The organism is Streptomyces sp. NPDC087215 (assembly GCF_044744885.1).
In the GTDB taxonomy this organism is placed as follows: domain Bacteria; phylum Actinomycetota; class Actinomycetes; order Streptomycetales; family Streptomycetaceae; genus Streptomyces.
In genome coordinates this window covers 150,226-177,012 of the sequence record NZ_JBIUZD010000011.1, presented here as the reverse complement: position 1 = coordinate 177,012, position 26,787 = coordinate 150,226, and the positions used below count along the sequence as shown (strand labels likewise).

Here is a 26,787-nt window from a genome sequence, read left to right as displayed (position 1 = left end):
CCCTCCGCTCCCTCCGTTACCGCCGCGCCGGGCCCGCGTCCCGGGCCCGGCGGAGCCCCCGCGCGGCCCGGCGGTCTGGTCGTCGGGATCGACTCCGGCGGCTCCGGACTCCGTGTCGCGCTGGCCGAGGCGGCGAGCGGCACCGTCCTCGGCACCCGGGCCACCCGGGAACCGGTGCGGACCGGCCCCGGCGGGATCTCCGCCCGGCACTTCCTGGACCAGGTCCTGCCCGCCGTCGCCGCCCTCACCGAGCCCCACGGCTCCCGCCCGCTCGTCGCGGTGGCCGTCGGCGCCGCCGGGATGGCCACCCTCGGCGACGAACTGCGGGCCGCGCTGCCCGGCGCGCTCGCGGCCGCCTGGGGCGTCCGGCGGCTCGCGCTCGCGGCCGACGCGGTCACCGCGTACGCCGGAGCGCTCGGCCAGCGGCCGGGCGCGGTCGTCGCGGGCGGCACCGGCATGATCGCCCTCGGCACGGACCTGGTCACCTGGCGGCGGGCGGACGGCTGGGGACACCTGCTCGGCGACAGCGGCAGCGGCGCGTGGATCGGCCGGGCCGGTCTCGACGCGGCGATGCGCGCGTACGACGGGCGGCGGGGCGGCTCGGCCGCCCTCCTGGCCCGCGCCGAGCAGTTGTTCGGTCCGGTCGCGGGGCTGCCGGGGGCGCTCTACCCCCGGACGGACCGGCCCGCCGTGCTCGCCTCCTTCGCCCCCGAGGTGGGCCGGTGCGCCGACGACGACCCGGTGGCGGCGGACGTCCTCGCGCGGGCCGCCGGGCACATCGCCGAGGCGGCGGAGGCCGTCTGCCCCGCCGGACCGGGGGCCCTGGTCGCGCTGACGGGCGGACTGTTCAGGATGGGCGACCCGCTGCTCGTACCCCTGCGAACGGCTCTGCGGGAGCGCCTCCCGCACGCCCGGACCACGGACCCGGCCGGTGACCCGCTCGCCGGGGCGGTGACGCTCGCCACCGCGCTCGCCACCGGGGCACTGCGGCTGCCGGAGGACGGGACGCTGCTGCGCCTCTCCGGCGAGGGCACGGACTGACCGGGACGCCGCCGACGGCGCCGCGACACGCCGTCCCGACGCTGCCGATCAGGTCAGGGCGCGGGGCATTTTCGCAGGTCGGAGGCGGTGTAGCGAACTCACGTCAAGGACAGGTGGGGACATAGGGGGGCAGAAGGCGCGGGACCGTACCTCAGCCGACGGCGCACCGGGCGAAACCAGTAACATGCGGCGCCATGAGCTCCCCCAATGGGCCTGCTTCGGGCCTGCCTGTACGAATGCCTCGACCCCGTCAGTCCGGGCGGCACCGTCGCCCCGAACCCGCGGCGGCGCCCGAGGGCGCTCCCGCGCTGGTTCTCGCCGTACCCGGCGCTCCGTCCGCCGCCATACGCTCACTGGCCGAGGAGGTCGTGAGCATCGCCCGTTCCGAGCTGCCCGGCCTGGAGGCCCTGATCGGCTTCCTGGAGGGCGACGACACGGAGTACGCCTCGCTCCCGGGCGCCCTCGCGGCGGCCGAGTCGCTGCGCGTCCAGCGGTACGAGCTGGCCGTGGCCGCGGGCCGTGAGGTCACCGCCCCGACGGGTCCGGCCGCGGTGGTCGTCCCGCTGCTCGCGGGTCCGGACAGCGCGCAGACGCGGCTGGTGCGCCAGGCCGTCATGGACGCGGGCAACACCGCCGAGCTGACCGACGTCCTCGGCCCGCACCCGCTGCTGGCCGAGGCGCTGCACGTGCGTCTCTCCGAGGCGGGGCTCGCCCGCGCCGACCGTGCCCGGCTCTTCACGGTCGCCACGGCCGCCGACGGCATCATCCTCGCCACCGTGGGCGGCGAGGAGGCCGTGCAGGCCGCCGGGATCACCGGGATGCTGCTCGCCGCGCGGCTCGCCGTCCCGGTGATGGCCGCCGCGCTCGACCAGGAGGGTTCGATCGCCTCGGTCGCCGACCAGCTGCGGGCCTCCGGTTCCTCTCAGCTGGCGCTGGCCCCGTACCTGATCGGCCCGGAGCTGGCCGACGGTCTGCTGGACGAGGCCTCGAAGGAGGCCGGTTGCGCCTCCGCCGAGGCGCTGGGCGCCTACCCGGCGATCGGCAAGCTGGTGCTCTCGCAGTACTCGGCCACGCTGGGCATCCCGCCGCAGCAGCCGCAGGGGGCCGCCGCCCACTGAGGCGCGGTACGTGAAGGGGCCCGCACCGGGCGTCGTCCGGTGCGGGCCCCTTCGCGTACGCCCGCCGGGGCCCGGCCGCCTCCGCGCGGGCCGAGGGGCTCCCGGCCCTCCTCGTGAGCCGTCAGCCGAGGACGACGCAGGAGGCCGCCGGGGCCTCGATCGAGCCCGCCCGCGCGGGGACGCCCGTCTCGGGGTCGAGGGTGAACCAGGTGACGTCGCCGGAGCGCTCGTTCGCCGCGTACAGGCGCCGTCCGGTCGGGTCGAGCGTCAGGTCGCGGGGCCAGGTGCCGCCGCAGGGCACGGAGGCGACCAGCCGGGCGCGGGCGCCGTCCTCGTCGAGGGCGAGCACGGCGAGGGTGTCGTCGCCGCGCACCGCCGCCCAGAGGAAGCGCCCGCCGGGGTCGGCGACGACCTCGGACGGGTAGCTGGGCCCGGTGGCGTCCTCGGGCACGACCGGGATCTCCACGAGCGGTTCGAGGCGGCCCGCCGGGGCGTCCCAGCGGCAGACGGTGAGGGTGGGCTCCAGCTCGTTCAGGACGTACGCGTACCCGCCGCCCGGGTGGAAGACCAGATGGCGCGGTCCGGTGCCGGGGCGCAGGGCGGTCTCGCCGTGCGGGGTGAGCGCCCCGGTCGTGGCGTCGAGGGCGCAGACCCGTACGGAGTCGGTGCCGAGGTCCACGCTGACGATCCACCGGCCGCTGGGGTCGGGGAGCACCTGGTGGGCGTGCGGGGCGGCCTGGCGGGCGGTGACGGGGCCGCTGCCCTCGTGCCGGAGGACCGCGGTGGCGGGGCGGGCGGTGCCGTCCTCGGCCAGGGGCAGCACGGTGACGCTGCCGGAGGTGTAGTTGGCGGTGACGAGGTGTCCGGCGGCGAGCGCCAGGTGGGTGGGGGCGGCGCCGTCGACGGGGACGGGGCCGCCGAGCGGGCGGGGGGCCGGGCCCGTGACGTCGAACGCGGCCACGGCCCCCTCCCCGGTCTCGGACACGGCGTACAGCACGGGGCCCGCGAGGGCGAGGAACGAGGGGTCGGCGACGGCGTCGCTGCCGCCGGTGACGGTCAGGGCGCCGGTCGCGTCGTCGACGTCGGCGGCGAGGACGCCGAGACCGCCCGCCGAGGTGAAGGAGCCGATGTACGCCCGTACGGCGTTCCGGTCGCGATCCGTCCCTGTGCCGCTCATGACGTGTCCCCTGTCCCCGGGGCCGGTCGTGGTCGGCCGGCCTGCCATGGCCGGCGGCCCGGCCGGCGGCCCGTCGGGCCGGGGCGGCGGGGCCGTGACCGGCCTTCGTGCGGCAGACGGTAGCAGGCGGTCTAGACCAGCTGGGGGAGGTGGGGTGCGCGGGCCCGGCACCCGGCGGTCAGGAGCGTACGAGCAGCGAGCCGGGCGGGGTCCGCAGCGGCTCGTCGAGGGCTGCGAGGAGCTTCTCCAGGCCGCTGACGTGCCCGAGCGCGGCCTGCCCGTGGGCGGCGGCGGCCCCGTGGGCCGCGGGGGCCGTCCGCCCGGTCCCGGGGCCGTCGCCGGGGGTGGTGAGCCGTTCGACGGCGGCCTCGACGCGCCAGCAGGCCGCCGCGAGCCGGGCGTCGTGGCTCGCGGCGGGGTCGGCAGCGACCGCCGTGAGGCCGCGCACCTCGTCCGCGCACTCGTCGAGGAGGGCGAGGACCCGCCGGGCGCGGGCCTTCCGGCCGGGGAACGGGCTCAGCGGGTGCACCAGCGGTGCCAGCGAGAGCCGTACCCGGCCGAGGAGCAGTTCCAGCTCGGCGGCGTGCGGCGCCGGGTCGGCGTCCGGATCTCCGGAGAGGCGGCGCAGGGAGGCGGAGGTGGCGGCGCGGACGCCGTTGAGTGCGCGCTGGATCCACGCGTCGTTGACCGCGTGGGTGGTGACGGGGAGGATCAGCAGCACGGCGAGCGCGGCGGCCGCCGCGCCGACGGCGGTCTCCTCCACGCGCAGCACCAGGAGGGCCGGGTCGAGGACGCCGAGGAGCCCGTAGAGCAGGCCCGCCATCACGGTCACGGCCAGCATCATCCAGCTGTACGACACGGCGGCCGTGTAGAAGATCCCGAAGACGCAGAGCGCGACCAGGGCGGCCGTGGGCGCCGGTGCCCCGTGGAGCGGGATGGCGACGACCATGCCGACGGCGACGCCGATGACCGTGCCGAGGACCCGGCGGAAGCCGCGTACCAGCGTCTCGCCCCGCGACACGGTGTTCACGAAGATCCACCAGGTGGTGCCGACGGCCCAGTACCAGCGGTCCTCGGAGAGCGTCTGGCCGATGCCCAGGGCCACCGCGCACGCGGCGGTCGCCTGGATCGCCTGCCGGGTGGTCACCCGGGCGAGACCGGTGCCGGGCAGCGGGGCGGGCGCGGCGGCGGGCGGGACGCGGCGCTCCAGCGGCCAGAGGACGAAGCGGACCGTGCCCGCGGCGGCCAGCGCGATGCCCACGGCCGCGTACAGCTCGGGGAGCTGCGAGGGGACGGCGTGCAGGAACTGGGTGGCGAAGAAGTTCATGAAGGCGAAGATGCCGAGCGCGTGCCCCCGGGGGCCCCAGCGCCGGGCGTAGACCCCGCAGAGGACCACCGCGAGGAAGGCGGCGTCCCGCAGCGGCGTGAGGTCGTGCAGCACGGTGGCGAGGGCGAGGACGGGGAAGCCCGCGACCGGGAGGAGCAGGGTCGTGAGGCGCTGCGCGGGGACGGTGGCGTCCATGACGGTGAACAGCGCGAGCAGCGCGGCCAGACCGCCGGTGATCGAGGCGGTGAGCGAGAGTCCGGCGAGTTCCGCCAGGGCGACGGCGAGCGCGATGCCCGCGACGGCCCGCAGCGCGGTCCTGAATCTGACGAGCCCGGGATCGGGCGCCACGAAAATCTTCCTCACGGCGGTCCGCCGCCCCCTTGTCTCGCACTCGCCCGTCCTGGCGTCCCGGGGTGGTGGGCGCTCGCGGACACGACGAAGGCGCCGCGGTCCGGACCGGCCTCGTCGCCGGACCGGCGCTGCGCGGCGCCGAAAGTACCTGGATGTGCCAAGGAGAACATCCGGGGGGCTGTTGGCTCAACTCGATGCCGGTCCACTGGGCCATTGGCCCGGTGGATACGTCTGGGGCTGATCCAGGGGGAAGCCAACGGACCACTCGGCCGACCCGTGATGCTCCCCTTCCCTCGGGCGGGTACGTGCCCGGTTCCCCGCGCCCTTCGTCGGCGGGGCGGCCGTCAGCGGGGCAGGAGGGCGTTGAGGCGGGCCGCCCGGCGGGTCAGATGGTCGCGTTCGGCGAGGTTGGACGCCTTGCGGGCGGCTTCGGCGTAGAGCCGGGCGGCGGTCGCCGGATCGCCCGCGCGCTCGTGGAGGTACGCCGCCGCGGCGGTGTGCCGGGGCAGCCCCTCGTCCAGCTCCGCGAGCGCCGCGAGACCTGCGCGCGGCCCGTCGGCCTCCCCGACGGCCACCGCGCGGTTGAGCCGGACGACCGGGCTGTCGGTCAGCCGGGCGAGTTCGTCGTACCACTCGACGATCTGCGTCCAGTCGGTCTCCTCTGCGGTGGGCGCGTCGGCGTGCAGCGCCGCGACCGCCGCCTGCGCCTGGAACTGGCCCAGCCGGTCGCGCGCGAGGGCCGCCTGGAGGATCTCCACGCCCTCCGTGATCGCCTCCGTGTCCCACCGGCTCCGGTCCTGCTCGGCGAGGGGTACGAGGCTGCCGTCGGGCGCGGTCCGCCCGGCGCGCCGGGCGTGGTGCAGCAGCATCAGGGCGAGCAGCCCGGCCACCTCGGGGTGGTCGACCGAGGCGGCGAGCCGCCGGGTGAGCCGGACGGCCTCGGCGGCGAGGTCGACCTCGCCGGAGTAGCCCTCGTTGAACACCAGGTAGAGAACGCGCAGCACGGTGGAGAGGTCCCCGGGCCGGTCGAGGCGCACTCCGGCGACGGTCCGTTTGGCCCGGCTGATGCGCTGCGCCATGGTCGCCTCGGGAACCAGGTAGGCGCGGGCGATCTGCCGGGTGGTGAGCCCGCCGACCGCGCGCAGGGTGAGCGCGACCGCCGACGACGGTGTCAGGGAGGGGTGGGCGCAGAGGAAGTACAGCCGGAGCGTGTCGTCGGACCCCGGTACGGGGCCGGGCTCCGGTTCCTCCTCGACGAGGTCCTCCCTGCGGCGGCGGGCGGTGTCCGCCCGCGCCGCGTCGAGGAACCGGCGCCAGGCCACCGTCACCAGCCAGCCCTTCGGGTCGCGCGGTGCCCCGGCGGGCCAGACGCGCAGGGCCTCGACCAGGGCGTCCTGGACGGCGTCCTCGGCCGCCGCGAAGTCGGCTCCGCGGCGGACGAGGACGGCGATGACGCCCGGAGTGAGGTCCCGCAGGAGGTTCTCGTCCACCGGTGGCGGCCCTCCGGGCGATCCCTGCCCTCCGGCCTGTCCGTGCCCTCCGGCCGGGCGGTGGCGGCCGGGCGGGGCGGGGTCCGGGGCCGGGGCGCCCTGCGGCGCGGGGGCCGGGTGGGACGCCGGATGCCGGCGAGATGCCGGGTCCTGGTGGGACACGGGATCCTGGTGGGATGCCGGGTCCGGGTGGGACGTCGACTCCTCAGGCGGGGTCATGCGGGCTCCGTTCCCGGGGTTCGGACGGTCGCTCGGGGGTCCGGACGGCCGCGCCCGGCCGCCCGGCCGCCCGGTCACTCGGTCACTCGGTCACTCGGTCACTCGGTCACGGTGGGCGGCTCGGTGAGGAAGGGGCGCAGTTCGAGCCATTCGTGGATGGGGCGCCCGCCCGCTCCGGGGGCCGCGGACAGTTCCCCGGCCAGCTCGACGGCCCGCTCGTAGCTGTCGACGTCGATCACCATCCAGCCCGCGATCAGGTCCTTGGTCTCGGCGAAGGGGCCGTCGGTGACCGGCGGGCGCCCCTCACCGTCGTAACGGACGAAGGTGCCCTCGGGTGCCAGCGCCTGTCCGTCGACGAACTCGCCGGTCCCCTCAAGACGGTCCGCGAAGTCCCTCATGTACTGCACGTGGGCCGTGATCTCCTCCGGCGTCCACCGCTCCATGGGCACGTCGTTGACCGCGGCCGGGGCGCCTCGGTAGTGCTTCAGCAGCAGGTACTTGGCCATGGTGTCGCTCCTCGGTGCTGTGCGGTCCGTTGTGAGCCGCTCTCACTCCTGGGACGGAGCGGGAGGCGGGTTCTCGACATCGCCGGGAAAAATTCTTCCGCTCCCGACCCGTACCAGAATGGGGCCGTCCGGAACGTGAAGGAGGACGACACGACATGACGGTGGACGCACTCGACACCCGCATCCTGCGGCTGCTGATCGAGCAGCCCCGGACCAGCGTGCGCGAGTACGCGCGGATCCTGGGCGTGGCGCGGGGCACCGTGCAGGCCAGGATCGACCGGCTGGAACGGGACGGGGTGATCACCGCGACCGGCCCGGTGCTCTCCCCCGCCGCCCTGGGGCATCCGGTCCTCGCCTTCGTGCACGTCGAGGTGACCCAGGGACACCTGGACGAGGTCGGTGACGCGCTCGCGGGCGTGCCGGAGATCGTCGAGGCCTTCTCCATCACCGGCGGCGGCGACCTGCTGACCCGGGTGGTGGCCCGGGACGCGGGACATCTGGAGGATGTCATCCAGCGGCTCATCCAGCTGCCGGGCGTGGTCCGCACCCGCACGGAGATCGCCCTGCGCGAGCGGGTGGCCCACCGGCTGCTGCCGCTGGTGGAGGCGGTGGGACGGGGACGGGGGGCCGAGGGCGGAGGCAGCGGCGAGTGAGCGGGGCGCGGGGCCGGGCGACAGACGGCAGACGGCAGACGGCAGACGGCAGACGGCAGACGGCAGACGGCAGACGAGGGCACGGCAGACGGCAGAAGGGGTCACGCAGGGGCCCGGGGCGCGCGGAGGCCCTGGGGAACGCGCGGGCCGGGGGTTTCCGGCCACCCCCTAGGCTGGCGCCATGCAGTCCTACACCATCGGGCAGGCGTCGCGTCTGCTGGGCGTGAGCCCCGACACCGTACGCCGCTGGGCCGACGCCGGGCGGGTTCCCACCCGGCGCGACGACAACGGGCGGCGCCTCATCGAGGGCCGTGACCTGGCGGCCTTCGCCGTCGAGGTCGGCCAGGGCGCCCAGGGCGAGGAGGACGCGTCGTACACCTCGGCGCGGAACGCGTTCCCCGGGATCGTGACCGCCGTGAAGCTGGGCGACATCGCGGCCCAGGTCGAGATCCAGGCGGGGCCGCACCGGCTGGTGTCGCTCCTGACCCGCGAGGCGGTCGAGGAACTGGGCCTGGAGGTCGGGATGCAGGCCACCGCCCGTGTGAAGTCGACGAGCGTGCACATCGACCGGACGTGAGGGGACGGACCCGCTCCCTCACCGGTTCGCGGGACCGCCAGGAGCGCACGGTCGTCCCCCCGCCCGTGACGCCCGTAATTCGGGGGCGGGGGCGGCGGGGCCCGTGGCACAGTGCGACGGCCCTGTCCCCCGTACGATCCGGAGCGTCCGATGGCGGTACCCGCCCGACTCCTGCCCCTCCTCCAGCAGTTCGACTTCGCGCGGAAGCGGCTGGTCGACCGGATGACGGGCCCGGTGGTGGACAGCGGCGACGGCACGGACGTGGCGGTGGGGCCGATGACCGACGAGGAGTACCGGTGGGAGCCGGTGCCGGGCTGCTGGTCCGTACGACGGCACGGTGACGGCCCCGGACCGGGCGCCACCCTGCTCGTCGGCGCGGGCGACTGGGGCCGGGACACCGCTCCCCCGCCGCATCCGGTGCCGCCGCCGTTCACGACGATCGCCTGGCGGCTGAGCCACCTCGGCGAGATGCTCGCGCTGCGCGCCGACCACACGAACGGCGGCCATGCGCTGACCCGTGAGGTCCACGAGACCGGCGGGACGGCGGTGAGCGGCGTGACCGCCTTCGAGACGGCGGCGGACGCCTGGCGTTCGGCACTGCTGTCCGCCGACGACACGGCGCTCGACACGATCGGCTTCAGCACCTACCCGTACGGCAGCGACCCGGAGGACCCCTTCCTGGAAACCGTCTGGTGGGTGAACCAGGAACTCCTCCACCACGGCGCGGAGATCGCCCTGCTGCGCGACCTGTACCGGCTGCGGAACTGAGCGACACCACCCGCCCGCGTCGGCGCACCCGTGTCGTTCAGGCGCCGCCCCAGCGCCAGTACAGCTCCGGGCGGCGTTCCGTGCCGCAGGGGGTGAGGGTCGGGCGGGGGTTCCGGTGGTCGGGGGAGTCCCAGGCGGAGGGGAGTTCGTGGTCGTCCTGGAACAGGCAGCGGTCGCCCTCGCCGACGATCCGCCAGGCCTCCCGTCTCCAGGTGTCGCTCCGCCACGGTTCGCGCTTCCACCGCTGCCCTCCGGCGCCGTCCGCGCAGGGTCCGAGGCCGACGGAGGGGGCGCGCGCGGTCAGGCAGAGGGTGTTGTCGAGCCGGGGGCGGACCGTACCGTCGTTCCTCATGTCCCATCGCTGCGCGGCGGATCCGTCGCACGCGCGCAGGCCGACCGGTTCGGGGGCTCCCGGCTCGGTGGTCGCGTGGAGGCACCGGGACGGGTCCCGCCCGGTGAAGTACGTCGTACGGCCGATGTCGCCGAGGAGTTCACCCGTCCGCGGCGCCCGCTGGATCCGCTGGTACTCGCGGTGGATCCACAGCCTCCAGTCCCTCTGGAGCGGCCCCGGATAGGCGGAGACGTTCGCGCAGGTGCCGGAGGCACGGCATCTGCGGTGGGCCAGGTACCAGCGCGCCACCTCGTCCTTCTCGGCGACGTCCGCGGCGGTGAGGTTCGGCCGGAGGGGTGACATCGTGTAGCCGAGGTAGGCGGTGACGGGGACCCCGAGCGCGTAGCCCACCCGGCGGAAGTACCTGGCCCCGATGCCGTGGTCGGCGTGGTCGACGCGTCCGCCGAGCCCGTAGGCGAAGGACGCGTTGTCGTGGTCCATGACGAGCAGCCGCTCCGCCCCGCTCAGCCGGACCAGGGCCGACAGCACGGCGAGCAGATGCTTCTCCGTCCACCGCGCGGTGTTCTGGAACGGCTCGATGCTCTGCCGCCGTCCGCTGAACAGGTTGAGCAGGCTGTCGGGCTCCTGGCCGTACGGGAGCCCGTCGTGCAGGTCGAGGAAGGTCAGCCGTACGTCGGCGGTCCTGGCGTCGTCCGCGAGCCGGTACGACCGGACGCGCGCGCCGTCCGCGTCCACGTCCACCCGCTCCCAGTGACCGGCCGCGCCCGCCATGTCCGCGTAGGCCGCCCGTACCCCGTACTCCCTGCGGTCCACGTACTCCATCGCCCCGACGCGTTCGCGCTCGCCCGCGTCGCCCGCGGTCAGATAGACCGTGTCCACCCCGCACCCGGCGCGGAGGGTGCGCAGGATCTCCGGGTTGAAGAAGAACAGGTCGTCGTCGGGGTGGGCCACGCCGACCACCGTGCGACGGCACTGCGGCTGGCCCGCCGGGCGGGAGGCCGAGGCCGAGGTGCCCGGGTCGGCGGCACTGTCCGGTACGGCGGAGCACGCGGAGGCGAGCAGGGCCCACAGGCCCAGCAGCGCCACCACGGCAGGGGGGCGGGGCGAACCTCCGGTACGACGACGCCCTCGACCGCGCGTCCACGCCCTCTTCCGTCCGCTTCCGTCCATGCCGTCCGTCTTCCTGGCCCGTCTGCCGTGCACCGGTCCACCGACCGCCGTTCGCCGCCTGCCGCCCTCACGTCTTCGGACTCCGGCCGCCTTCCGCCCGTCGCCGGACCGCCGTCCGCGTCCTGGCACAGGATCTTCCCGGCCGGGAGAGCCGGGTCGGCCGACACACCGGGACCGGCCCCGAAACCCCGGGCCGGCCCTGTCCTCCCGTGGACTCAGCGGGCGAGACGGCCCATCAGGGCGGAGGCGCAGACGATCCCGGCGAGCGCCGCGAAGCACAGCACGCCGAAGTCGAGCAGCAGGTGCGAGGGGGTGCCGATGAGCAGGCCGCGCAGGGCGTCGACCTCGTAACTCAGCGGGTTGGCCCGGCTGACGACCTGGAGCCAGCCCGGCATGAGCGCGACCGGGTAGAGGGCGTTGGACGCGAAGAACAGCGGCATGGTGATCGCCTGGCCGATGCCCATCAGCCGGTCCCGGGTGAGCACGACGCCCGCGATGCTGATCGACAGGCAGGCGAAGAACGCCGATCCCAGCACCACCACCACGGCCACTCCCGCGAGTCGCAGCGGGTTCCAGGTGAGCGCCACCCCCAGAGCGGCGGCGATCAGGATCACGACCACGGCCTGGATCAGTGCCTTCACCCCGGCCGCGAACGCCTTGCCGGTGACCAGGGCGGCCCGGGGCGTCGGGGTGACGAGCAGTTTGCTGAGGACGCCCGCGTCCCGCTCCCAGATGATCTGGATGCCGTAGAAGATGGCGATGAACATGGCGGACTGGGCGATGATCCCCGGGGCGAGGAAGTCGAGGTAGGGCACGTTCCCGGTGGGGATCGCATGGATCCTGGTGAAGGTCTCGCCGAAGATCAGCAGCCAGAGCGCGGGCTGGATCGCCCTGGTGTACAGCTCGGTCCGGTCGTGGCGGAGCTTCTGGAGTTCCACCGCGCACATCGCGGCCACCCGGGAGGGCAGCACGGCCCAGCCGGTGCGCACCCGGGCGGGCGCGGGAAGGTCCTTCTCAGCCGAGACGGGACGCCGTACGGCGGGTGCTGCGCACATCGCGGAATTCGCCTCCCGCGTGGTCGTCGTCGAGGCCGCTGCCCGCGTAGTGGCGGAAGACGTCCTCCAGGGTGGCCGGGTGGGCCGCCGCCGGACGCAGCCGGTCCAGTTCGTTCCTGAGCCCGGCCGGGGTGCCGAGCGCCCGGATCTTCCCGTGGTGCATGAGGGCGAGCCGGTCGCAGTAGCGGTCGGCCTCCTCCATGGCGTGGGTGGTGACCAGGACGGTCATGCCGGTGGCCGTACGCACCTCGTCGAGCCGTTCCCAGACGGTGGTGCGGGCGATCGGGTCCAGCCCGATGGTGGGTTCGTCGAGGATCAGCAGCCGGGGCGAGCTGACCAGGGCCTGGGCGAGTTCCAGCCGTCGGACCATGCCTCCGGAGTACGTGCCCGCCAGTCGGTCGGCGGCCTGTCCGAGGCCGACGGAGTCGAGGGCCCCGGCGACGCTCCGGGCCCGTTCGCGGCGCGGTACGTCGTACACGCGGGCGAAGAGGGTGACGTTCTCGCGGCCGGTGAGGGCCGCGTCGGCGGAGAGCTGCTGGGGCAGGTAGCCGAGCAGTCTGCGGACGGGCATCTTCTCCCTGGCCGCGTCGTGGCCGAAGACGCTGATCATTCCGGGGGCGACGGGGAGCAGGGTGGTGATCGCCCTGATGGTGGTGGTCTTCCCGGCGCCGTTGGGGCCGAGCAGTCCGAAGACCTCGCCTTCGGCGACCGAGAAGTCCACTCCGTCCACCGCGCGGGTGCTGCCGAAGCGGTAGACGAGTCCGGTGCACGCGATGGCGCTGCCGGTCATGTGCGTTCACTTCCCTCCACGGGGGTTGCCCGGGGTGTGCGCGTCTCCTCGTGGAGGCGGGCGGCGAGCCTGCGCAGCGCGGGTACGGCGGCGGCCAGCGCGGCCCGGTCCTCGGCGGGGAGCAGTTCCCACTGCTCCCGGTAGAGGGCGGTGCGCCGGTCGTCCCAGTGCCGCAGTCGCTCGGCGGCCGGGGGCGTGACGCGCAGCAGGGCGGCGCGGGCGTCGCTCGGGTCGGGTTCGCGGAGCATCAGGCCCCGCTCGGTCAGTTGTCCGACCAGGGTGGACACGGAGTTTCCGGCCAGGCGCAGTTCCCGGGCCGCTTCCGAGACGCGGATGCCGGGCCTCGTCCGTACCAGTCGCAGCAGTTCGACCTGGGCGACGGGTATCGGCGGGCCCGGCAGCGCCGCCCGCAGTCGGCGCCTGACGAGCCGGTTGACGTCGGCCGACAGGTCGCTCCACTCTCTCGCGAGCTCCATATCGGACATATTTCGATAATAACTCTTACTCAGAGATAACAACCGGGAAGGATGAAAGGATCAGATGCCTTTTACGGGGTATTTTGGACAGCGGCAGGGAAGTTCCGGGACCGAGCGGTCGGGCCGTTCCGGGGCGTGGTCTCCCGGAGGAAGAAGGTGCGGCCCCATGGACGCGGAACGTGCCACTCGCTTGACGGCGGCCCTCCGTGGGCGCCGGGTGATGGCCCACGTCGTCGAGGCGGGGGTGTACGAATTCGGTGTCCGGGTGGTGCTCGACGAGGGGGTCGAGGCGCTCTGGGACGTCGACGGAGCCGCCGGGCTCGACGCGGAGATCGTCGGCGACGGGGTGTTGATCGGTTTCGTCCCCCATGTCCCCGGCTCCGAGGACTTCACCGAGGAGCAGCTCGTCGACACCATCGCGAGAACGGTCTACTCGCCGGAAGGGCTCCATCCGCCGGAGGACGGCCCGGCCGCCGGGCCCGCCGCGCGGACCCCGGAACCGCCCGGAGCCGACGACCACCGCGCGGACCCCGGCCCCGGCCGGGATCCCGGCCCGGCCGCCGCAGCACCTCCCGTCGCCCGGTACCAGCGGCGTGCGCACTGGATCCGGCGGAACCACCGGGGGTGACCGCCCGCCCGCGTACGGGTCGCGGACGGACTCCGGTGCGGACTCCGGTGCGGACTACTGGACTCCGGTACTGACTCCCGTACGGGCTGACGGACTACAGGTGGAACGGCACCGTGGTGATCACGATCTTCGGCAGGGGGCGGAGGGCGCGGCGCAGCCGGGTGGCCGTACGGCTGTGCAGGAACTGGTGACGCCTGCGCCTGGTGACGATCTCGGGGAGGATCACCGTCACGGTGAGGTCGGGGTGCTGCCGGTGCAGCGCCTCGATGTAGTGGACGAGGGGGGCGACGACGGCCCGGTAGGGCGAGACGACGACCTCCAGGGGCAGATGGTCGCCCCACAGGGTCCAGTAGTCGCGGAAGCGTCTGCCCTCCTCCTCCGTGAGGCCGATGTGGACGGCGAGCACGGGCTGTTGGAGCGAGGCCGCGTAGGCGAGGGTGCGCATACCCGCGAGGTCGAGGGCGGCGAGCGCGACGACCGAGAGGTGCCGGATCTCCTCCGGAAGCTCCTCGTCCTCACCGCCCGGTTCCGGGGCTCCGGCACCCCCTTCCGGTGCTCCCTCTTCCCGCTCCGGCGTCGGGCTGTGCCCGGTGGCGGGCGTCATGGGTGGCACCGGCAGCGGGCCGCACGGGCCCGCCGTGGGGAGTTCGACGAGGTGCGGGTGCAGCCGCAGGGCCGCGCGGGCGGCGTCGTAGTGACGCCGGATCCAGGTGGTGACCAGGAGGAACAGGACGACGGCGACGACGGCGACCCACGCGCCGGAGGTGAACTTGCTGATGCCCGCGGTGATGAAGACGACCGCCGAGAGCAGCCCGCCGGTGGCGTTGAAGAACAGGCTCTTGCGCCAGTGCCGGTCCCGCAGCCGCCACCAGTGGACGACCATCCCCGTCTGCGACAGCGTGAAGGCGAGGAAGACCCCGACGGCGTACAGCGGGATCAGCGCCCCGGTCAGCCCGCCGAACGCCACGAACACGAGCGCGGCGGCCAGGGACAGCAGGATGATCCCGTTGCTGTAGGCCAGCCGGTCGCCCAGACGCATGAAGACCCGGGGCGCGTAACCGTCGCGGGCGAGCAGGGACAGGACCCGGGGGAAGTCGTTGTACGCGGTGTTCGCGGCGAGCAGCAGGACGGCGGCGGTCGCCGCCTGGACGACGACGTACATCCATCCCGTGCCGAAGCTCAGCCGGGCGAGCTGGGAGAGCATGGTCTCCTGCTCCCTGGGCACCACACCGGTCAGATGGATGAGGACCACGATCCCCGCGAACATGACGACGAGGAGCGTCACCATCCAGGTCAGGGTCGTCCGGGCATTGCGCCACTCGACGGGCTTGAACGCCGGGACCGCGTTGGAGATCGCCTCGATGCCGGTCATGGCCGTGGCGCCCGAGGAGAAGGCCCGCATGACGAGCAGCAGTCCCACGGTCTCGGTGACGCCCGGCACCGGGGTGGGAACCGGTGCGAAGTCCCGGCCCGCGGCGTCGGCCAGACCGTAGGCGATCAGCGCGAACATGGCGGCGACGAAGACGTAGGTGGGGGCGGCGAACAGCGCCCCGGCCTGCCGGATCCCCCGGAGGTTCCCCGCGAGGAGCAGCACGATCACCCCGACGCCCAGGGGTACCGTCGCGGGCGTCAGCGAGGGGAGCGCGGAGGTGATCGCCGCGATCCCGGAGGCGATCGACACGGCCACGGTGAGGATGTAGTCGGTCATCAGGCCCGCCGCCGCGACCAGACCGGGCATCCTGCCCAGATTGTCGCTCGCGACGATGTACGAGCCGCCGCCGTGCGGATACGCCCGGATCGTCTGACGGTACGACAGTCCGACCGCGAGCATGAGGAACACGATGGCCCCGGCGACCGGGAAGGCGTACGCGAGGCCCGCCGTACCGGCCAGGACGAGGACCCCGAGCATCGCCTCCGGGCCGTACGCGACCGACGAGAGCGCGTCGGCGGACAGCACGGGCAGCGCCAGCAGCTTGCGCATCCGCTCCGTGACGACGGCGGAACTCTTCAGGGGCGCGCCCAGCAGCACGCGGCGCGCCCGCGCCGCCGCCCGCCCCAGCCGTCCCCTCGCGGGTTCCTCGGTGTCCACCCGCTCCCCCGCCGTGTCCGCCCCGAGTTCGGGGACCCGGACCAGCCTCCCGAACCGGGCGGGCCGGATCTGCGCCAGGGGCGGGAACCGGCCCAGGTCGGGGTCGACCGGCAGGGCCCGGCGCCACACGTCCGGCGCGGCCGACACCCGGCCCCACTCGCGCCCCACGCTCCGCAGCGCCCGCAGTTGCTCCGCCGCCAGCACGGTCGACTCGGCGGCCGGCCCCGGAGGCCCCGCCGAGGCCTCCGCACCACTCCTTCGCACATCCGTCACACCACGCAGTGTGACCGAGGGCGGGGTGGCCGGGCGGTTCCGACATGGGGTGCGTACGGAGGGGGAGAGCGCGGTGAGGGACAACGGCCCCTACGGGGAAGGTCGAACCCCGGGGAGGTCCACAGCCCTTACGGGGGCGGCGGCCCGCAGGGGCCGGGTAGCCGCGGTATGGGGCCGGTGGCCGGTGCGGGGCGGCGGCGCCCCCGCGAGGACAGCGGCCGACGCCGGAAGGACCGTACTCCCCGGCGGCGCCCCTGAGGGATCGGTGTCCGTACGGGATTCAGCGTGCCGTCCGGGCCAGCAGTATCGCCACGTCGTCCTGGGCCGGTGCGGCCAGCAGCTGGCTCAGGATGTCGTCGCACAGCGCGTCCAGGGGGCGGTCCGGGTGCCGGAGCGCCCGGCCGAGCTGCCGCATCCCCTCGTCGAGGTCACGGTCGCGGGCCTCGATCAGACCGTCGGTGTAGAGCACGAGCAGCCCTCCGGGCGGAAGCCCCACCGTCTCCGCGCCGAAGTCGTGCGCTCCGGTGCCCAGCGGGGTGCCCGGCGGTCCGTCGAGGAAGGTGACGACGCCGTCCGGGGTGACCACGGCGGGCGGCGGATGGCCCGCGCGGGCGATGGTCCAGCCGCCGTCCGCCGGATCGTGGACCGCGTACACACAGGTCGCCATCGTGTCCTCGCCGAGGTCGGCGACGACCGCGTCGAGCGAGCTGAGCATCCGGACGGGCGGGATGTCGTGCCGGGCCAAGGTCCTCACAGCCGTGCGCAGTTGGCCCATGACGGCCGCCGCGTGGATACCGTGCCCCATGACGTCCCCGATGACCAGACCGGTCCTGCCGCCGGGCAGCGCGATGGCGTCGAACCAGTCTCCGCCGACGTCATGGGCGCTCGCGGGCAGATAACGGCCGGTGAGTTCCAGCCCGTCGACATCGGGCAGCGCGCTGTTGGTGAGGCTGCGCTGGAGGGTGAGGGCGGCCTCGCGCTGGTTGGTGTAGAGCCGGGCGTTGTCGATGTTGAGGGCGGCTCGGGCGACGACCTCGTCGATGAGGACGCGGTCCTCGGCGTCGAACGCCTCCCGGGTCCGCAGCCGGGTCACGGTGACCGCCCCCAGCACCTTGCCCCGGGCCACCAGGGGCACGAGCCGCGCGGAACCCGTACGGGCGGCGAAGTAGGTGCGGAGCGCCTCCCCGCCCGGACCGTCGAAGAGCGCCGGGAGGTCGGACGGGTAGAGGCTGGTGGGCAGCCCCCGGGCGACGACCTGCTCGTACGCGGAGTCCAGCGGGAGCTGGAAGGTCTGCCCCGGCGTGAGGACGGACGTGGGGGCCGTCGGGTCGGGGAACCGGGCCGCGAGCCTGCGCAGCACCCCGCGCGTGGAGGCGGCCGAGTCGTCCGGCGTGAGGAAGGACTCCAGCATCTGCACGTCCGCCGAGTCGGCGAGCTGCGGGACGAGGAAGCGGACCACCTCCTCGGCCGTCAGCCCCAGGTCCAGGGTCGTGCCGATCCTGGCGCCCGCCTCGGCGAGCAGTGCGAACCGGTGCCGGGCGCGCTCGACCTCGCTGTGCGCCTCCTGGCTCTCGGTGATGTCGACGAGGGAGGCGATGATCCCCAGGGACCGCCGCTCGGCGCGGTCCACCAGCGGGGCGTACGAGCAGGACCAGATGTGGTCGTGGTCGGGGTCGGCGGGGGTGCGGCCGACCCGGCGGGCGTCGACGACCGCGTGCCCGCTCTCCAGGACCTGGCGCATCAGGGCTTCGAGCGAGTCGGCGTTCACCCCTGGCGCGACCTCGGTGAGACGGTGGCCCACGTGCCCGGCGGCCGTCACCCCGTTCATCCGCGCCAGGGCGTCGTTGACGCGCAGGAACCGCAGGTCGGGGCCGAGCAGCGCGAGACCGATCGGCGACTGGGTGAACAGGCTCTCCATCGCCGCCAGGTTCTCCCGCATCCGCAGGACCTCGGAGGTCTCCACGGCGATGAGCATCGCGCCCGGCCGTCCGTCCGGGTCGGTGGCCGGGACGATCCACATCTCCATGGCGATGACGTGCCCGTCGCGGTGCCGGACCGGGAGCGTGCCGACCATCGTCTCGCCCGCCTGGACGCGGTCGGTGAGCCGGTCGGCGAGTTCGCGGTTGGCGTCGGGGACGAGCAGCGGGGTGGCGAGCCGCCCCAGGACGTGCTCCGGCCGGTGCCCCAGCAGGTCCTGCGCGGCGAGCGACCACTCGACGATCCGGCCGTCCGCGTCCTCCCGCCAGAGGGCGATCGGCAGCAGTTCCCGGAGCACACCGGCGTCCCCCATGGCCGCCCGGGGCGGCTGCGGGACCCCGCTCGACGACTGGTGAGTCTCCAACGCATCCGACCTACGCATCCGACCTACGCATCGGTCCCGCCCCGGAGGGCGCCTACCGGATCACCGTAGCCGAGGACCCGGCGACGGGCCCTGCGCAGTGCCGCCGATCGGCTTGCGAAGGGGCACGGAGCCGGGCCGGTGCGGCGGAGGGGACGGGTGGGACGGGCGCTGGCGTCGGCGGAAGGGGAAGCGGGGGCGGAGGCCGGGGAAGCGAGGTGAGGTACGGGAGCGGGGCAGGGAGCAAGGGAAGGGGCAAGGGTGGGTGGGGCGCGGGAGGCATGGAGGGCCGGGGAGCGGGGAGCACGCGAAGCGGGGAGGGGCCGGGGACGGAGCGGCGGACGTCCGGGCTCGGAGTGGCCGGTTCCGAGGGTTCCGTATTTCTACGGATGTGCGGGCGGCCCCGGACTGCGACAGTCGGTCCGACCTCTGCGTTCGTCCCTTCCCCACCCGCCGGAGCACCGCACATGAGCAGCCGCTCACCCGACGCTTTCCCGCGTTCTGAGCATCCGTACGGCCCGGGGCCCGGCGGCCCCGGCGAACCGGAGGATCCGCACGAACTGCTCCACCGGGCCCGGCGCCTCACCGCCGACGCCCACCCCGGGGCCGCCGACGCCTGGGAGCGGGCCGCGACCGCCCTGCGCCGCACGGACGGCGTCCTCGCTCCCGGGGACCACGCCGACGCCCTGGACGCGGCCGCGCTGGACCGCCTGGGCCCGGTGCGGTCGATCGCGGGACCGCTCTTCACCCGCGCCGCCGACCTGCACGAACAGGCCGGTCAGCGCGGCAAGGCACTCATCTCCCGGGCCCGCGCGCTGCTCGCGGGACCCGAGCCGGGCGGAACGGCGCGGGCCGCGCTCGACGAACTCCACGAGCGGGCCGCCGTCCTGCACGCGACCGGCCGCGCCTCCGTCGCCGAGGCCGTCACGGTGCGCCTCTCGCGTGACCGGGCCGTCGCCGATCTGCTGGACACCGCTCCCGACCCGGACGTCGAGGCGGCGGTGCTCCGCGCGGAACTCACCCGGCTCGTCGCCTTCGCCGCCCCGCACGCGGCGGAACCCGCCGTCTCACGGGTCCTCGCCGACACGCGCGCCTTGCTGGGCCGGATCACGGCGCCGGACGATCCGCCCGCCGCCCTCCCCCTGCTGAGGGCCGCCGTGGCGGGCCACCGGTTCGGGGGACGGCCCTGGTGCGCCGCCGAGCACGAGCCGCTGCTCGCCGCCGTACTACGGGCCACCGGCGCCCACGGGGAGGCGGCTGCGCTGCTCCGTGCGGCGCTCGCCGCCGATGAGCCCACGGCACCGCTCCGGCCGGACGACCGCGTACGGCTCCTCCTCTCCCTCGCGCGGACGCTCGCGTCGCGGCGGGAACGGGAGGAGGGCGGGAAGACCACCGGGGACGAACCGGGTGCGTTCCCGCCGGGCGAACCCGGCGGGAGCCCGGAGCCGGGAGGGGCCACGGCAGCGGAAGAAGCCACGGCCCCGGCCGGGGGCCCGGCTTCGCTCGGCCCCACCGTCCCGGGCGAGGTCACCGTCCCGGACGGCGGCGCCACCCCGGGCGAGGTCACCACCCCGGTCGAAGCTCCGTACCCGGACGGCCCCACCGTCCGGCCCGAGGTCACGAGCCCGGACGGCCCCACCGCCCCGGCCCGGAACACCTCACCGGCCGAGACCGCCGGAAGGGAGAACGGCGCCCCGCCGCCCGTCCAGGACAGCCCGCCGGAGGAGTCCGCCCCGGCGGCCGACGCGGCGGACGAGGAGCTGGCTCTGCTCGTGGAGGCCGTCCGGCTCGCCGACGGAGCCGGTTCCGACCCCCGGCTTGAGGCCTGCGCACAACTCGGGCTCGGGCGCGCTTACATGGAGCGCGGGCGCGCCCGCGAGGCCGTCGCGTTCCTTGAGCGGGCGGTGGCCGGGTCGGCCGGGGACGACGACTCGGCGGAGCGCGTACGTGCCGGGGCTCTGCTCGCGTGCTGCGTCCTGCTGCTCGGTGAGCCCCACCGGGCTGCCATGGAGTACGAGAGCGCCGCCGAAACGGCCCTGAACTGGGACGATCCACGGCCCGCCGCCGCCCTGCACCGACGGGCCGGGCAGGCCTTCGGGGCGGCCGGGGCACCGGAGGAGGCGGCTCGGTCCTACCGGCGGGCGGACGAGCTGTACCGGACGCACGGGGAGCACGACGCGGCCGTCTCGCACGGTAGTACGGTCGGGGGCGGCAACGGGCCGGGCCCCGGGACCGGGAGCGCGGACGAAGAGACCGCCGGGGGCGGTCTCCCGCCGGGACCGCGAGATCTTCCCGGGACCGACGCGCCCGCGGGGCGCTACCGGATGAACGTGTACGGCGAAGTGGGCGGGGTCGGGCCGAGGGCCGCCGTCGCCCCGGGGACCCGACGGGGGTGCGTGTGAGCAGAGTGATCGACGGCCGCTTCGAGCTGGTGGAACGGCTGGGCGGTGGCGGGATGGGAACGGTCTGGCGGGCCCGCGACCTGGCCCTCCACCGTGATGTGGCGCTCAAGGAGGTGCGTCCGCCGGACCCGGCGATGGCCGAGCACGACGTCGAGGGCGCCCGGACCCTGCGCGCCCGTGTCCTGCGCGAGGCCCGCGCCCTGGCCCGGATCGACCACCCCAACGTGGTGACGATCCACCACATCGTGGACGCCGGTGAGGGAACGTACCCGTGGCTCGTGATGGAACTGGTCACCGGCGGGTCCCTCCAGGACCGGCTGGACCGGGGGCCCCTCGCCCCCGCCGAGGCCGCCGCGCTCGGCCGTGAGCTGCTCTCCGCCCTGCGGGCCGCCCACGAACGGGACATCGAACACCGTGACGTGAAGCCCGCGAACGTCCTCCTGCGGCCGGACGGGCGGCCCGTCCTCACCGACTTCGGCATCGCGGCGATCCGCGAGTCCACCGTCCTGACCGCCTCCGGCTCCATCATCGGCTCCCCCGACTACATGGCCCCCGAACGCATCCGGGGCAACGCCGGCAGCGGTCCCGCCGCCGACCTGTGGTCGCTCGGGATGCTCCTGTACGTGGCGGTCGAGGGCACCCATCCGCTGCGCCGCGAGAACACCCTGGCGACGCTCGCGGCGGTCCTCTCCGACGACGTGCCGCCGCCGCGCCGGGCCGGTGCGCTGGCGGGGGTCCTGACCGGTCTCCTCGTACGGGACCCGGCCGCCCGCCCGGACGCGGCGGAACTCGACCGGGCGCTCGCCGAAGTGGCCCTGACGAGCGGCGGCGCCGGGGGCCCGAGCCCCCGGGAGGCCGCGCCCCCGGCGCCCGCCGGGACCACGGGCGGCCCGGGTGCCTCCGGCGGGGCCACCTCCTTCCGGCTGGCTCCTCCCCCGGGTCGGCTGCCTTCGGCGCCGGACCCGTCCGGCCCGGCCCCGGCGACCGGGTCCTCCGCTGTCGGACCCCCGGCTCCGGCGACCACCCCGGCGGCCGTCTCGTCCTCCCGTACCGGCGAGGGGCGACGGGGGCGCGCCGGGCGGGTGTTGCGCGCCGCCGCCGTCGTGGCGCTGGCCGTCGGCATCCCCGTCGGGGCGATGGCCTGGCAGTGGCAGCCGGCCGATCCCGGCAGCGGGCCGGGCGGGGCGGCTTCGCAGCCGGGCCCGACGGCCCAGCGGCCCTCGGCGCCGAAGGCGCCCACGGGGACGAGGACGGCGGGGACGGACGAGGCGGAGAAGCCGAACCTTCTGACGCCCGCCGGGGTCCGCGCCGCCATCGCCGCCGTGAAGGCGGCCTCGGGCGGGACCAAGGTCACCGGATTCGTCGTCTACCAGGAGTACGCGGTCGCCGAGTCCCTGGTCAAGGGCAGCACCAAGCGGTACGACCGGTACGTCTACCGGGGCGAGGACGTCGCCGTCCGTCAGGGTTCGGGCACGGCCTTCCCCGGCGCGGTCCCGGCGGACCCCGACGCCGTCGACTGGGACGCCCTGCCCGCGCTCCTGAAGCGCGCCGACAGGGAACTGGGTGTGGACAAGCCGACGAGCCGGTACGTCGTCCTCGTCCCGGCCTCGACGCTCGTCGGCAACTCGCTGGGGCTCAGCGTGTACCTGTCCGACTCGTACGGCTCCGCCTATCTGAACGCCGACTCCAAGGGGCGGGTGAACTCCACCTACCCCCGCAAGGACTGATCCCTCTCGGCCACGCTGTCCGCCCGGTCCCTGGCGACGAGCGACGCGAGGCCCGCCCGGGTCTCCACACCCGTCTTCCGGTAGACCCGGGCGACATGGCTCTCGACCGTGCGGGGGCTCAGGCAGAGCCGTTCGGCCACGGCCTGGTTGGTCAGCCCCTCCGCCACCAGGGCGGATATCTCGCGCTCGCGCGGGGTGAGCGCGGCGAGTCTGGAGCCCGCGGTGCCGTCCGGCGCGTCCGGTCGGGTCCGGTCGGCCAGGTCCACCAGGAGGCGGGCGCCGCCCTCCGCGGCCAGCCGACGGCCCCGGCGCCAGAGGGCCGCCGCGTGCGGGCCGTCCCCTGCGGCCCGGACCCTGGGCGCGGCGAGCAGCAGGCCGTGCGCCTCCCGGAGCGTCGCCCCGGACCGGGCGCCCTCCCGGACCGCCCCGGCGAACGCCGTCGCCGCGGCGCTCCGCTCGCCGCGCCGGGCGAGGACCCTGCCCCAGGCCTGTCCGGCGGCGGCGCTCTGCGTCGGCAGGCCCAGCGTGGCCGCCTCCTCAAGGGCCCGGCGGGCGGCGCGCTCGGCCTCCGCGAGGTCTCCCACCACGAGGGACGCCTCCACGAGGAGTTCGAAGTAGGCGGGGCGCAGCGAGGGCTGGAGCCCTGTGAGGTCCGGGCCTCCGCCCGCGTCCAGCAGGACCTCTCGGACCCGGTGCGGGTCCCGTGCCGTCGCCACGGAGTAGGCGAGGAGCGCGCGGGCCTGGGTGGCCCACCAGCCCCGCGCGGTGCCCACCGTGGCGGCGGCCTCCTCGGCCGCGGCCAGCGGTTCGGGGTCGCCGAGCGGGCGGGCGTGCAGCAGGACGACGGCTCGGATCGCCCGGGTGAAGCCGAGGAGTTCGAAGCCGCCCGGGGCGCGGGCGGCGGCGAGGGACTCCTCGGCGAGGGCCAGGGCCCGGCCCACCCTGCCGGTCAGGAGGTGGACGTAGGCGGAGCAGAGCAGGAGCTGGGAGAGCACGAGGGGCCGTCCGGTCCGGCGGGCCAGCGCGGCGCCCCGGTCCGTGTGGCGCTCGGCCGCCGGGTAGCGCTCGAGGAAGGCCTCGGCCCAGGCGAGCCGGATCAACGGTTCCGCGTGGACCGCCAGTTCGCCGTCGGTGAGGGTGTCGGTGAGGGCGGCCGCCTCCCGGACGTGGGTACGAGCGGCGGCCGTCGCCCCCTCGTACGCCTCCCCGAGGGCCGCCAGGGTGAGGGCCTCCGCCGTACCCGTCTCGTCGTGCCGTCGCCGGACCTCTTCCAGGGTCCGGGTGACGGCCGGACGGGCCTCGGGGTAGCGGGCGGCGGAGAGGGCCCGGCAGCCCCACTCCACGACCAGCCGGTTCCGCGGTCCGGGGAGGGGCCCGGGGGGCCGTTCCAGTTCCCGGCGGAGCAGCGCGTCCGCCTCGGCGTGGTGGCCGAGGCGGCGTTCCACGGAGGCGCGGAGCAGGACGGCGGCGATCCGCAGCTCTGCCGCGTCCTGCCCGTCGGTGCCGTCGCCGGGGCCGGGGGCGTCGACGAGGTGGAGGAGGTCCCGCGCCTCCGTCGTCCGGCCCGCCGAGGCGAGGGACCGCGCCCGGCGGAACGTCAGGTCCCGCCGGGCCGCCCGGTGCCCGGGAGCGTCGGGCAGCAGCGCGAGGACGGTGGCCAGCCAGTCGGCGGCGCGCGCCGGGTCGGCCGGGTCGATCAGCTCGGCGGCGTCGACGAGTTGGGCGGCGGCCTCCGGGTCCCAGGTCGTGGTGGCACGGACGAGGTGCGGGGCCCGTACGGTCACCGGCGCCCCGGCCCCCGCCAGGGCACGGGCCGCCCGCCGGTGCAGTTCCCCGCGGTGCCAGGGGTCGATCGCGGCCCGGACGATCTCGGGGAGCGCGGGGTGGCGCAGGACGAGGGCCCGCCCGTCCTCGGCGGCACGGACGAGGTCCCTGCGGGCCAGGGCCCGCAGGACGTCGTCGAGACCGGGGGCGGCCGGGCGGGGGACGGCCCGCCCCGGGACCTGGTCGTCGGTGTCCCCCACCGGCTCCCGGTAGGGGTCCGTGGGCCGGTCCTCGTACGGTCCGGCCGCCCCGTACGCGTGCGTGGGCCGGTCGGCGAGTGGGGCCGTGTTCCGGTCGGCCGGGGTCTCGGCGGGCCCGTACCGGTCCGGCGACGGGTGCGGGCGCCCGTCCCCCGTCGAGGCAGTCGGCATCCGCAGGAGTGCCGGTAGGTCCGGTGCCGGGCGGTCCGGGTACCGGTCTCCCGGCCGCTCGACCCGGCGGTCCGCCGGGGCGTGCGTCGGCCGCGTGTCCCCGCGGGGGGTGGCCGACGCGGGCGTCGGGGTGGCGGCGAGGCCGGTCATCGTGGCCAGCAGTTCCGTGGTCACGGGCCCGTCGAATACGGCGAGGGCGTCCACGACGGCCCGTTCGGGCGGGGTGAGCGCGGTCAGTTCGTCGAGGAGCGCCACCGCCGGGCCGGTGCCGGGCGTCTCGTCCGGGCGGAGGCGGAGGTGTGCGAGGGCCCGGTGGTGGAGCGGGTTCCCGAGGCTCGTGGCGTGGAGTTCACGGGCGGCTCCCGACGGCAGACCGGGGGCGAGCGCCTCGATCCCGTCGTGCGCCGCCAGCGGCCGGAGCGGGAGCCGGGCCAGGGAGCCGCTGTCGGTCCCCCGGGCGAGGACCGCGGCGAGCGCGGGCGCGGTCTGGCGCTCGCGCCGGACCAGCACGAGCAGGACAGGCGCCCGGAGCGGGTGCCGGAGCAGATGGTCCACGAGCGCGACGGTGGCGGTGTCGGCATGGTGCAGGTCGTCGAGGACGAGCACGAGTCCGGGGGCCGGTACGGCACGGACCGCATGGGCGATCCGGCGCACCAGCGCCGGCTCGGGGAGACGACCGGAACCGGCGTCCCGCACCGTGGGGCCCAGGCCCGAGTCCCCGTCGTCCCACGGGCGGCTGCCGTGGTCACCCGCCGCCGGGCTCTCCGTCACGCTCTCGACGAGGTCCGCCAGCGCGGCCAGTTCCGGGTGGGCGGTCCGCTCGTGGTGGCCGAGCCCGGACAGGGCGTCGGCCCAGGCTCCGAAGGGCGTGTCGGCGGTCGGGCCGGGACCCGCACGGCCGTGGAGGACGAGCGGGGCCCGCTGTCCGTCCGTGCCGCGCCCTCGAACCCGTGACGCGAACTCCGTGGCGAGCCGGGTCTTGCCGATGCCCGGCTCGCCCGTGACGTCCACGGCCACCGGGCCCGCTCCCCCGGCCCGGCCGCGTAACAGCGCTTCGAGCAGGTCGAGTTCACCGGTCCGGCCGAGGAAGGGCACCCGGTCGGCGCACCCCGGGTCCGCGAAAGTGTCCACGTGCCGTCCCCCTGTCCGGTCGTCCGGGTGGACGGCCGGTCGTGCCGTTCCGTTCACCAGTTCCCCCAGTTGTACGGCACGGCACTGACAACGGCCTCAGCCGCCGGTCAGGGCCTTGAAGGCGCGGGTCTGCTCCGTGATGGCCCGCTCGGTGGGCAGGCGTTCGATCGAGGAGGCACCGAAGAAGCCGACGACCCCGGTGGTGTGCTCCAGGACGTACCGGGCGTCCTCCGGCTCCGCGATCGGCCCGCCGTGGCAGAGGACCAGGACGTCGGGGTTCACGCGCTTCGCCGCGTCGTGCATCTCCTGGACGGCGGCGGCCGCCTGGTCGAGCGTCATGGCCGTGCCCGCGCCGATGGCTCCCTTGGTGGTGAGTCCGACGTGGGGCACCAGGACGTCGGCTCCGGCCCGTGCCATGTCGGCCGCCTGCTCGGGGTCGAAGACGTACGGGGCGGTGAGCAGGTCGCGCTCGTGGGCGGCGCGGACCATGTCCACCTCCAGGCCGTACCCCATGCCGGTCTCCTCCAGATTGACGCGGAAGGTCCCGTCGTAGAGGCCGACCGTGGGGAAGTTCTGCACGCCCGCGAAGCCCATGGCCTTGAGCTGGTCGAGGAAGAGGTCCATGCGGCGGAACGGGTCCGTGCCGCAGACACCCGCGAGGACGGGGGTGTCGCGGACCACGGGCAGCACCTCGCGGGCCATGTCCTGGACGATCGCGTTGGCGTCGCCGTACGGCAGGAGGCCCGCGAGCGAGCCCCGCCCGGCCATCCGGTAACGGCCGGAGTTGTAGATGATCAGCAGATCCACCCCGCCCTCCTCGGCGCACTTGGCGGAGAGGCCGGTGCCCGCTCCGGCGCCGACGACCGGGCGGCCCGCGGCGACCTGGGCGCGCAGCCGGTCGAGCACGTCCTGGCGGCTGATGATGGTCACGATC

The 26,787-nt window shown here is 75.4% G+C and carries 20 protein-coding genes; 8 read left to right on the top strand and 12 right to left on the bottom strand.

Going from position 1 to position 26,787, the window contains the following annotated elements:
• Positions 1-75: 75 nt before the first annotated feature.
• Together ACIO92_RS25630 and ACIO92_RS25625 are read left to right on the top strand one after the other, a co-directional pair.
• A complete protein-coding gene (locus ACIO92_RS25630; protein WP_366442725.1) occupies positions 76-1,041 on the top strand; it encodes a BadF/BadG/BcrA/BcrD ATPase family protein in 966 nt (321 codons plus the stop codon).
• 194 nt (positions 1,042-1,235) lie between these two features.
• Entirely contained in the window at positions 1,236-2,159 is a 924-nt protein-coding gene (locus ACIO92_RS25625) for a hypothetical protein (RefSeq protein WP_366442589.1), read from the top strand.
• Between the two features lie 121 nt (positions 2,160-2,280).
• On the opposite strand, the gene ACIO92_RS25620 is transcribed toward ACIO92_RS25625, so the two are convergent.
• The 4 genes from ACIO92_RS25620 to ACIO92_RS25605 all read right to left on the bottom strand — a co-directional run bounded on the left by ACIO92_RS25620 (position 2,281) and on the right by ACIO92_RS25605 (position 7,229).
• On the bottom strand, positions 2,281-3,336 hold the full coding sequence (locus ACIO92_RS25620; RefSeq protein WP_402282922.1) for a lactonase family protein: 1,056 nt from the start codon (positions 3,334-3,336) through the stop codon (positions 2,281-2,283).
• 178 nt (positions 3,337-3,514) lie between these two features.
• On the bottom strand, positions 3,515-5,017 hold the full coding sequence (locus ACIO92_RS25615) for an FUSC family protein (protein ID WP_402283011.1): 1,503 nt from the start codon (positions 5,015-5,017) through the stop codon (positions 3,515-3,517).
• A 341-nt stretch (positions 5,018-5,358) separates the two neighbouring features.
• A complete protein-coding gene (locus ACIO92_RS25610; RefSeq protein WP_402282924.1) occupies positions 5,359-6,504 on the bottom strand; it encodes an RNA polymerase sigma factor in 1,146 nt (381 codons plus the stop codon).
• Between the two features lie 317 nt (positions 6,505-6,821).
• Positions 6,822-7,229 (bottom strand): YciI family protein, encoded by a 408-nt coding sequence (locus tag ACIO92_RS25605; protein WP_366442592.1) that lies wholly within the window; start codon positions 7,227-7,229, stop codon positions 6,822-6,824.
• A gap of 155 nt (positions 7,230-7,384) precedes the next feature.
• Between ACIO92_RS25605 and ACIO92_RS25600 the strand changes: the two genes are divergently transcribed.
• The 3 genes from ACIO92_RS25600 (at position 7,385) to ACIO92_RS25590 (ending at position 9,227) form a co-directional block, all read left to right on the top strand.
• Positions 7,385-7,882: an Lrp/AsnC family transcriptional regulator gene (locus ACIO92_RS25600; RefSeq protein WP_402282926.1), complete on the top strand. Its 498-nt coding sequence runs from the start codon at positions 7,385-7,387 to the stop codon at positions 7,880-7,882.
• Positions 7,883-8,063: 181 nt separating this feature from the next.
• Entirely contained in the window at positions 8,064-8,459 is a 396-nt protein-coding gene (locus tag ACIO92_RS25595) for a helix-turn-helix transcriptional regulator (protein ID WP_366442593.1), read from the top strand.
• A gap of 150 nt (positions 8,460-8,609) precedes the next feature.
• Positions 8,610-9,227: a DinB family protein gene (locus tag ACIO92_RS25590; protein ID WP_402058945.1), complete on the top strand. Its 618-nt coding sequence runs from the start codon at positions 8,610-8,612 to the stop codon at positions 9,225-9,227.
• Positions 9,228-9,264: 37 nt separating this feature from the next.
• Here the strand turns inward: ACIO92_RS25590 and ACIO92_RS25585 are convergent, their stop codons facing one another.
• The 4 genes from ACIO92_RS25585 to ACIO92_RS25570 form a co-directional block, all read right to left on the bottom strand.
• The gene (locus tag ACIO92_RS25585) at positions 9,265-10,665 is read right to left on the bottom strand and encodes a ricin-type beta-trefoil lectin domain protein (protein WP_401238880.1); all 1,401 of its coding nucleotides are present in this window, start codon (positions 10,663-10,665) and stop codon (positions 9,265-9,267) included.
• 299 nt (positions 10,666-10,964) lie between these two features.
• Positions 10,965-11,804 (bottom strand): ABC transporter permease, encoded by an 840-nt coding sequence (locus ACIO92_RS25580; protein WP_366442596.1) that lies wholly within the window; start codon positions 11,802-11,804, stop codon positions 10,965-10,967.
• Positions 11,764-12,594 carry an ATP-binding cassette domain-containing protein gene (locus ACIO92_RS25575; RefSeq protein ID WP_366442597.1) on the bottom strand — a complete coding sequence of 277 codons (831 nt, stop codon included), beginning with the start codon at positions 12,592-12,594 and terminating at the stop codon, positions 11,764-11,766. The genes ACIO92_RS25580 and ACIO92_RS25575 overlap by 41 nt, the downstream gene beginning before the upstream one ends.
• The gene (locus ACIO92_RS25570) at positions 12,591-13,079 is read right to left on the bottom strand and encodes a MarR family transcriptional regulator (protein WP_366442598.1); all 489 of its coding nucleotides are present in this window, start codon (positions 13,077-13,079) and stop codon (positions 12,591-12,593) included. Before ACIO92_RS25570 ends, ACIO92_RS25575 begins: the two co-directional genes overlap by 4 nt.
• 157 nt (positions 13,080-13,236) lie before the next feature.
• Between ACIO92_RS25570 and ACIO92_RS25565 the strand changes: the two genes are divergently transcribed.
• On the top strand, positions 13,237-13,698 hold the full coding sequence (locus ACIO92_RS25565) for a hypothetical protein (RefSeq protein ID WP_402282930.1): 462 nt from the start codon (positions 13,237-13,239) through the stop codon (positions 13,696-13,698).
• A gap of 94 nt (positions 13,699-13,792) precedes the next feature.
• Here the strand turns inward: ACIO92_RS25565 and ACIO92_RS25560 are convergent, their stop codons facing one another.
• Together ACIO92_RS25560 and ACIO92_RS25555 are read right to left on the bottom strand one after the other, a co-directional pair.
• The gene (locus tag ACIO92_RS25560) at positions 13,793-15,679 is read right to left on the bottom strand and encodes an APC family permease (protein ID WP_402283013.1); all 1,887 of its coding nucleotides are present in this window, start codon (positions 15,677-15,679) and stop codon (positions 13,793-13,795) included.
• Between the two features lie 661 nt (positions 15,680-16,340).
• Positions 16,341-18,401, bottom strand: a complete 2,061-nt coding sequence (locus ACIO92_RS25555) for a SpoIIE family protein phosphatase (RefSeq protein ID WP_401238869.1) — start codon at positions 18,399-18,401, stop codon at positions 16,341-16,343.
• 464 nt (positions 18,402-18,865) lie between these two features.
• Here ACIO92_RS25555 and ACIO92_RS25550 point away from each other — a divergent pair, with 464 nt between their 5' ends.
• Positions 18,866-20,800 (top strand): hypothetical protein, encoded by a 1,935-nt coding sequence (locus ACIO92_RS25550; RefSeq protein WP_402282932.1) that lies wholly within the window; start codon positions 18,866-18,868, stop codon positions 20,798-20,800.
• Positions 20,797-22,527, top strand: a complete 1,731-nt coding sequence (locus ACIO92_RS25545) for a serine/threonine-protein kinase (protein ID WP_402282934.1) — start codon at positions 20,797-20,799, stop codon at positions 22,525-22,527. Before ACIO92_RS25550 ends, ACIO92_RS25545 begins: the two co-directional genes overlap by 4 nt.
• On the opposite strand, the gene ACIO92_RS25540 is transcribed toward ACIO92_RS25545, so the two are convergent.
• Together ACIO92_RS25540 and ACIO92_RS25535 are read right to left on the bottom strand one after the other, a co-directional pair.
• A complete protein-coding gene (locus tag ACIO92_RS25540; RefSeq protein WP_402282936.1) occupies positions 22,509-25,853 on the bottom strand; it encodes an AAA family ATPase in 3,345 nt (1,114 codons plus the stop codon). The genes ACIO92_RS25545 and ACIO92_RS25540 overlap by 19 nt on opposite strands.
• Before the next feature lie 96 nt (positions 25,854-25,949).
• Complete coding sequence (locus ACIO92_RS25535) at positions 25,950-26,783, bottom strand: phosphoenolpyruvate hydrolase family protein (protein WP_366442604.1); 834 nt, start codon at positions 26,781-26,783, stop codon at positions 25,950-25,952.
• Between the last annotated feature and the right edge of the window lie 4 nt (positions 26,784-26,787).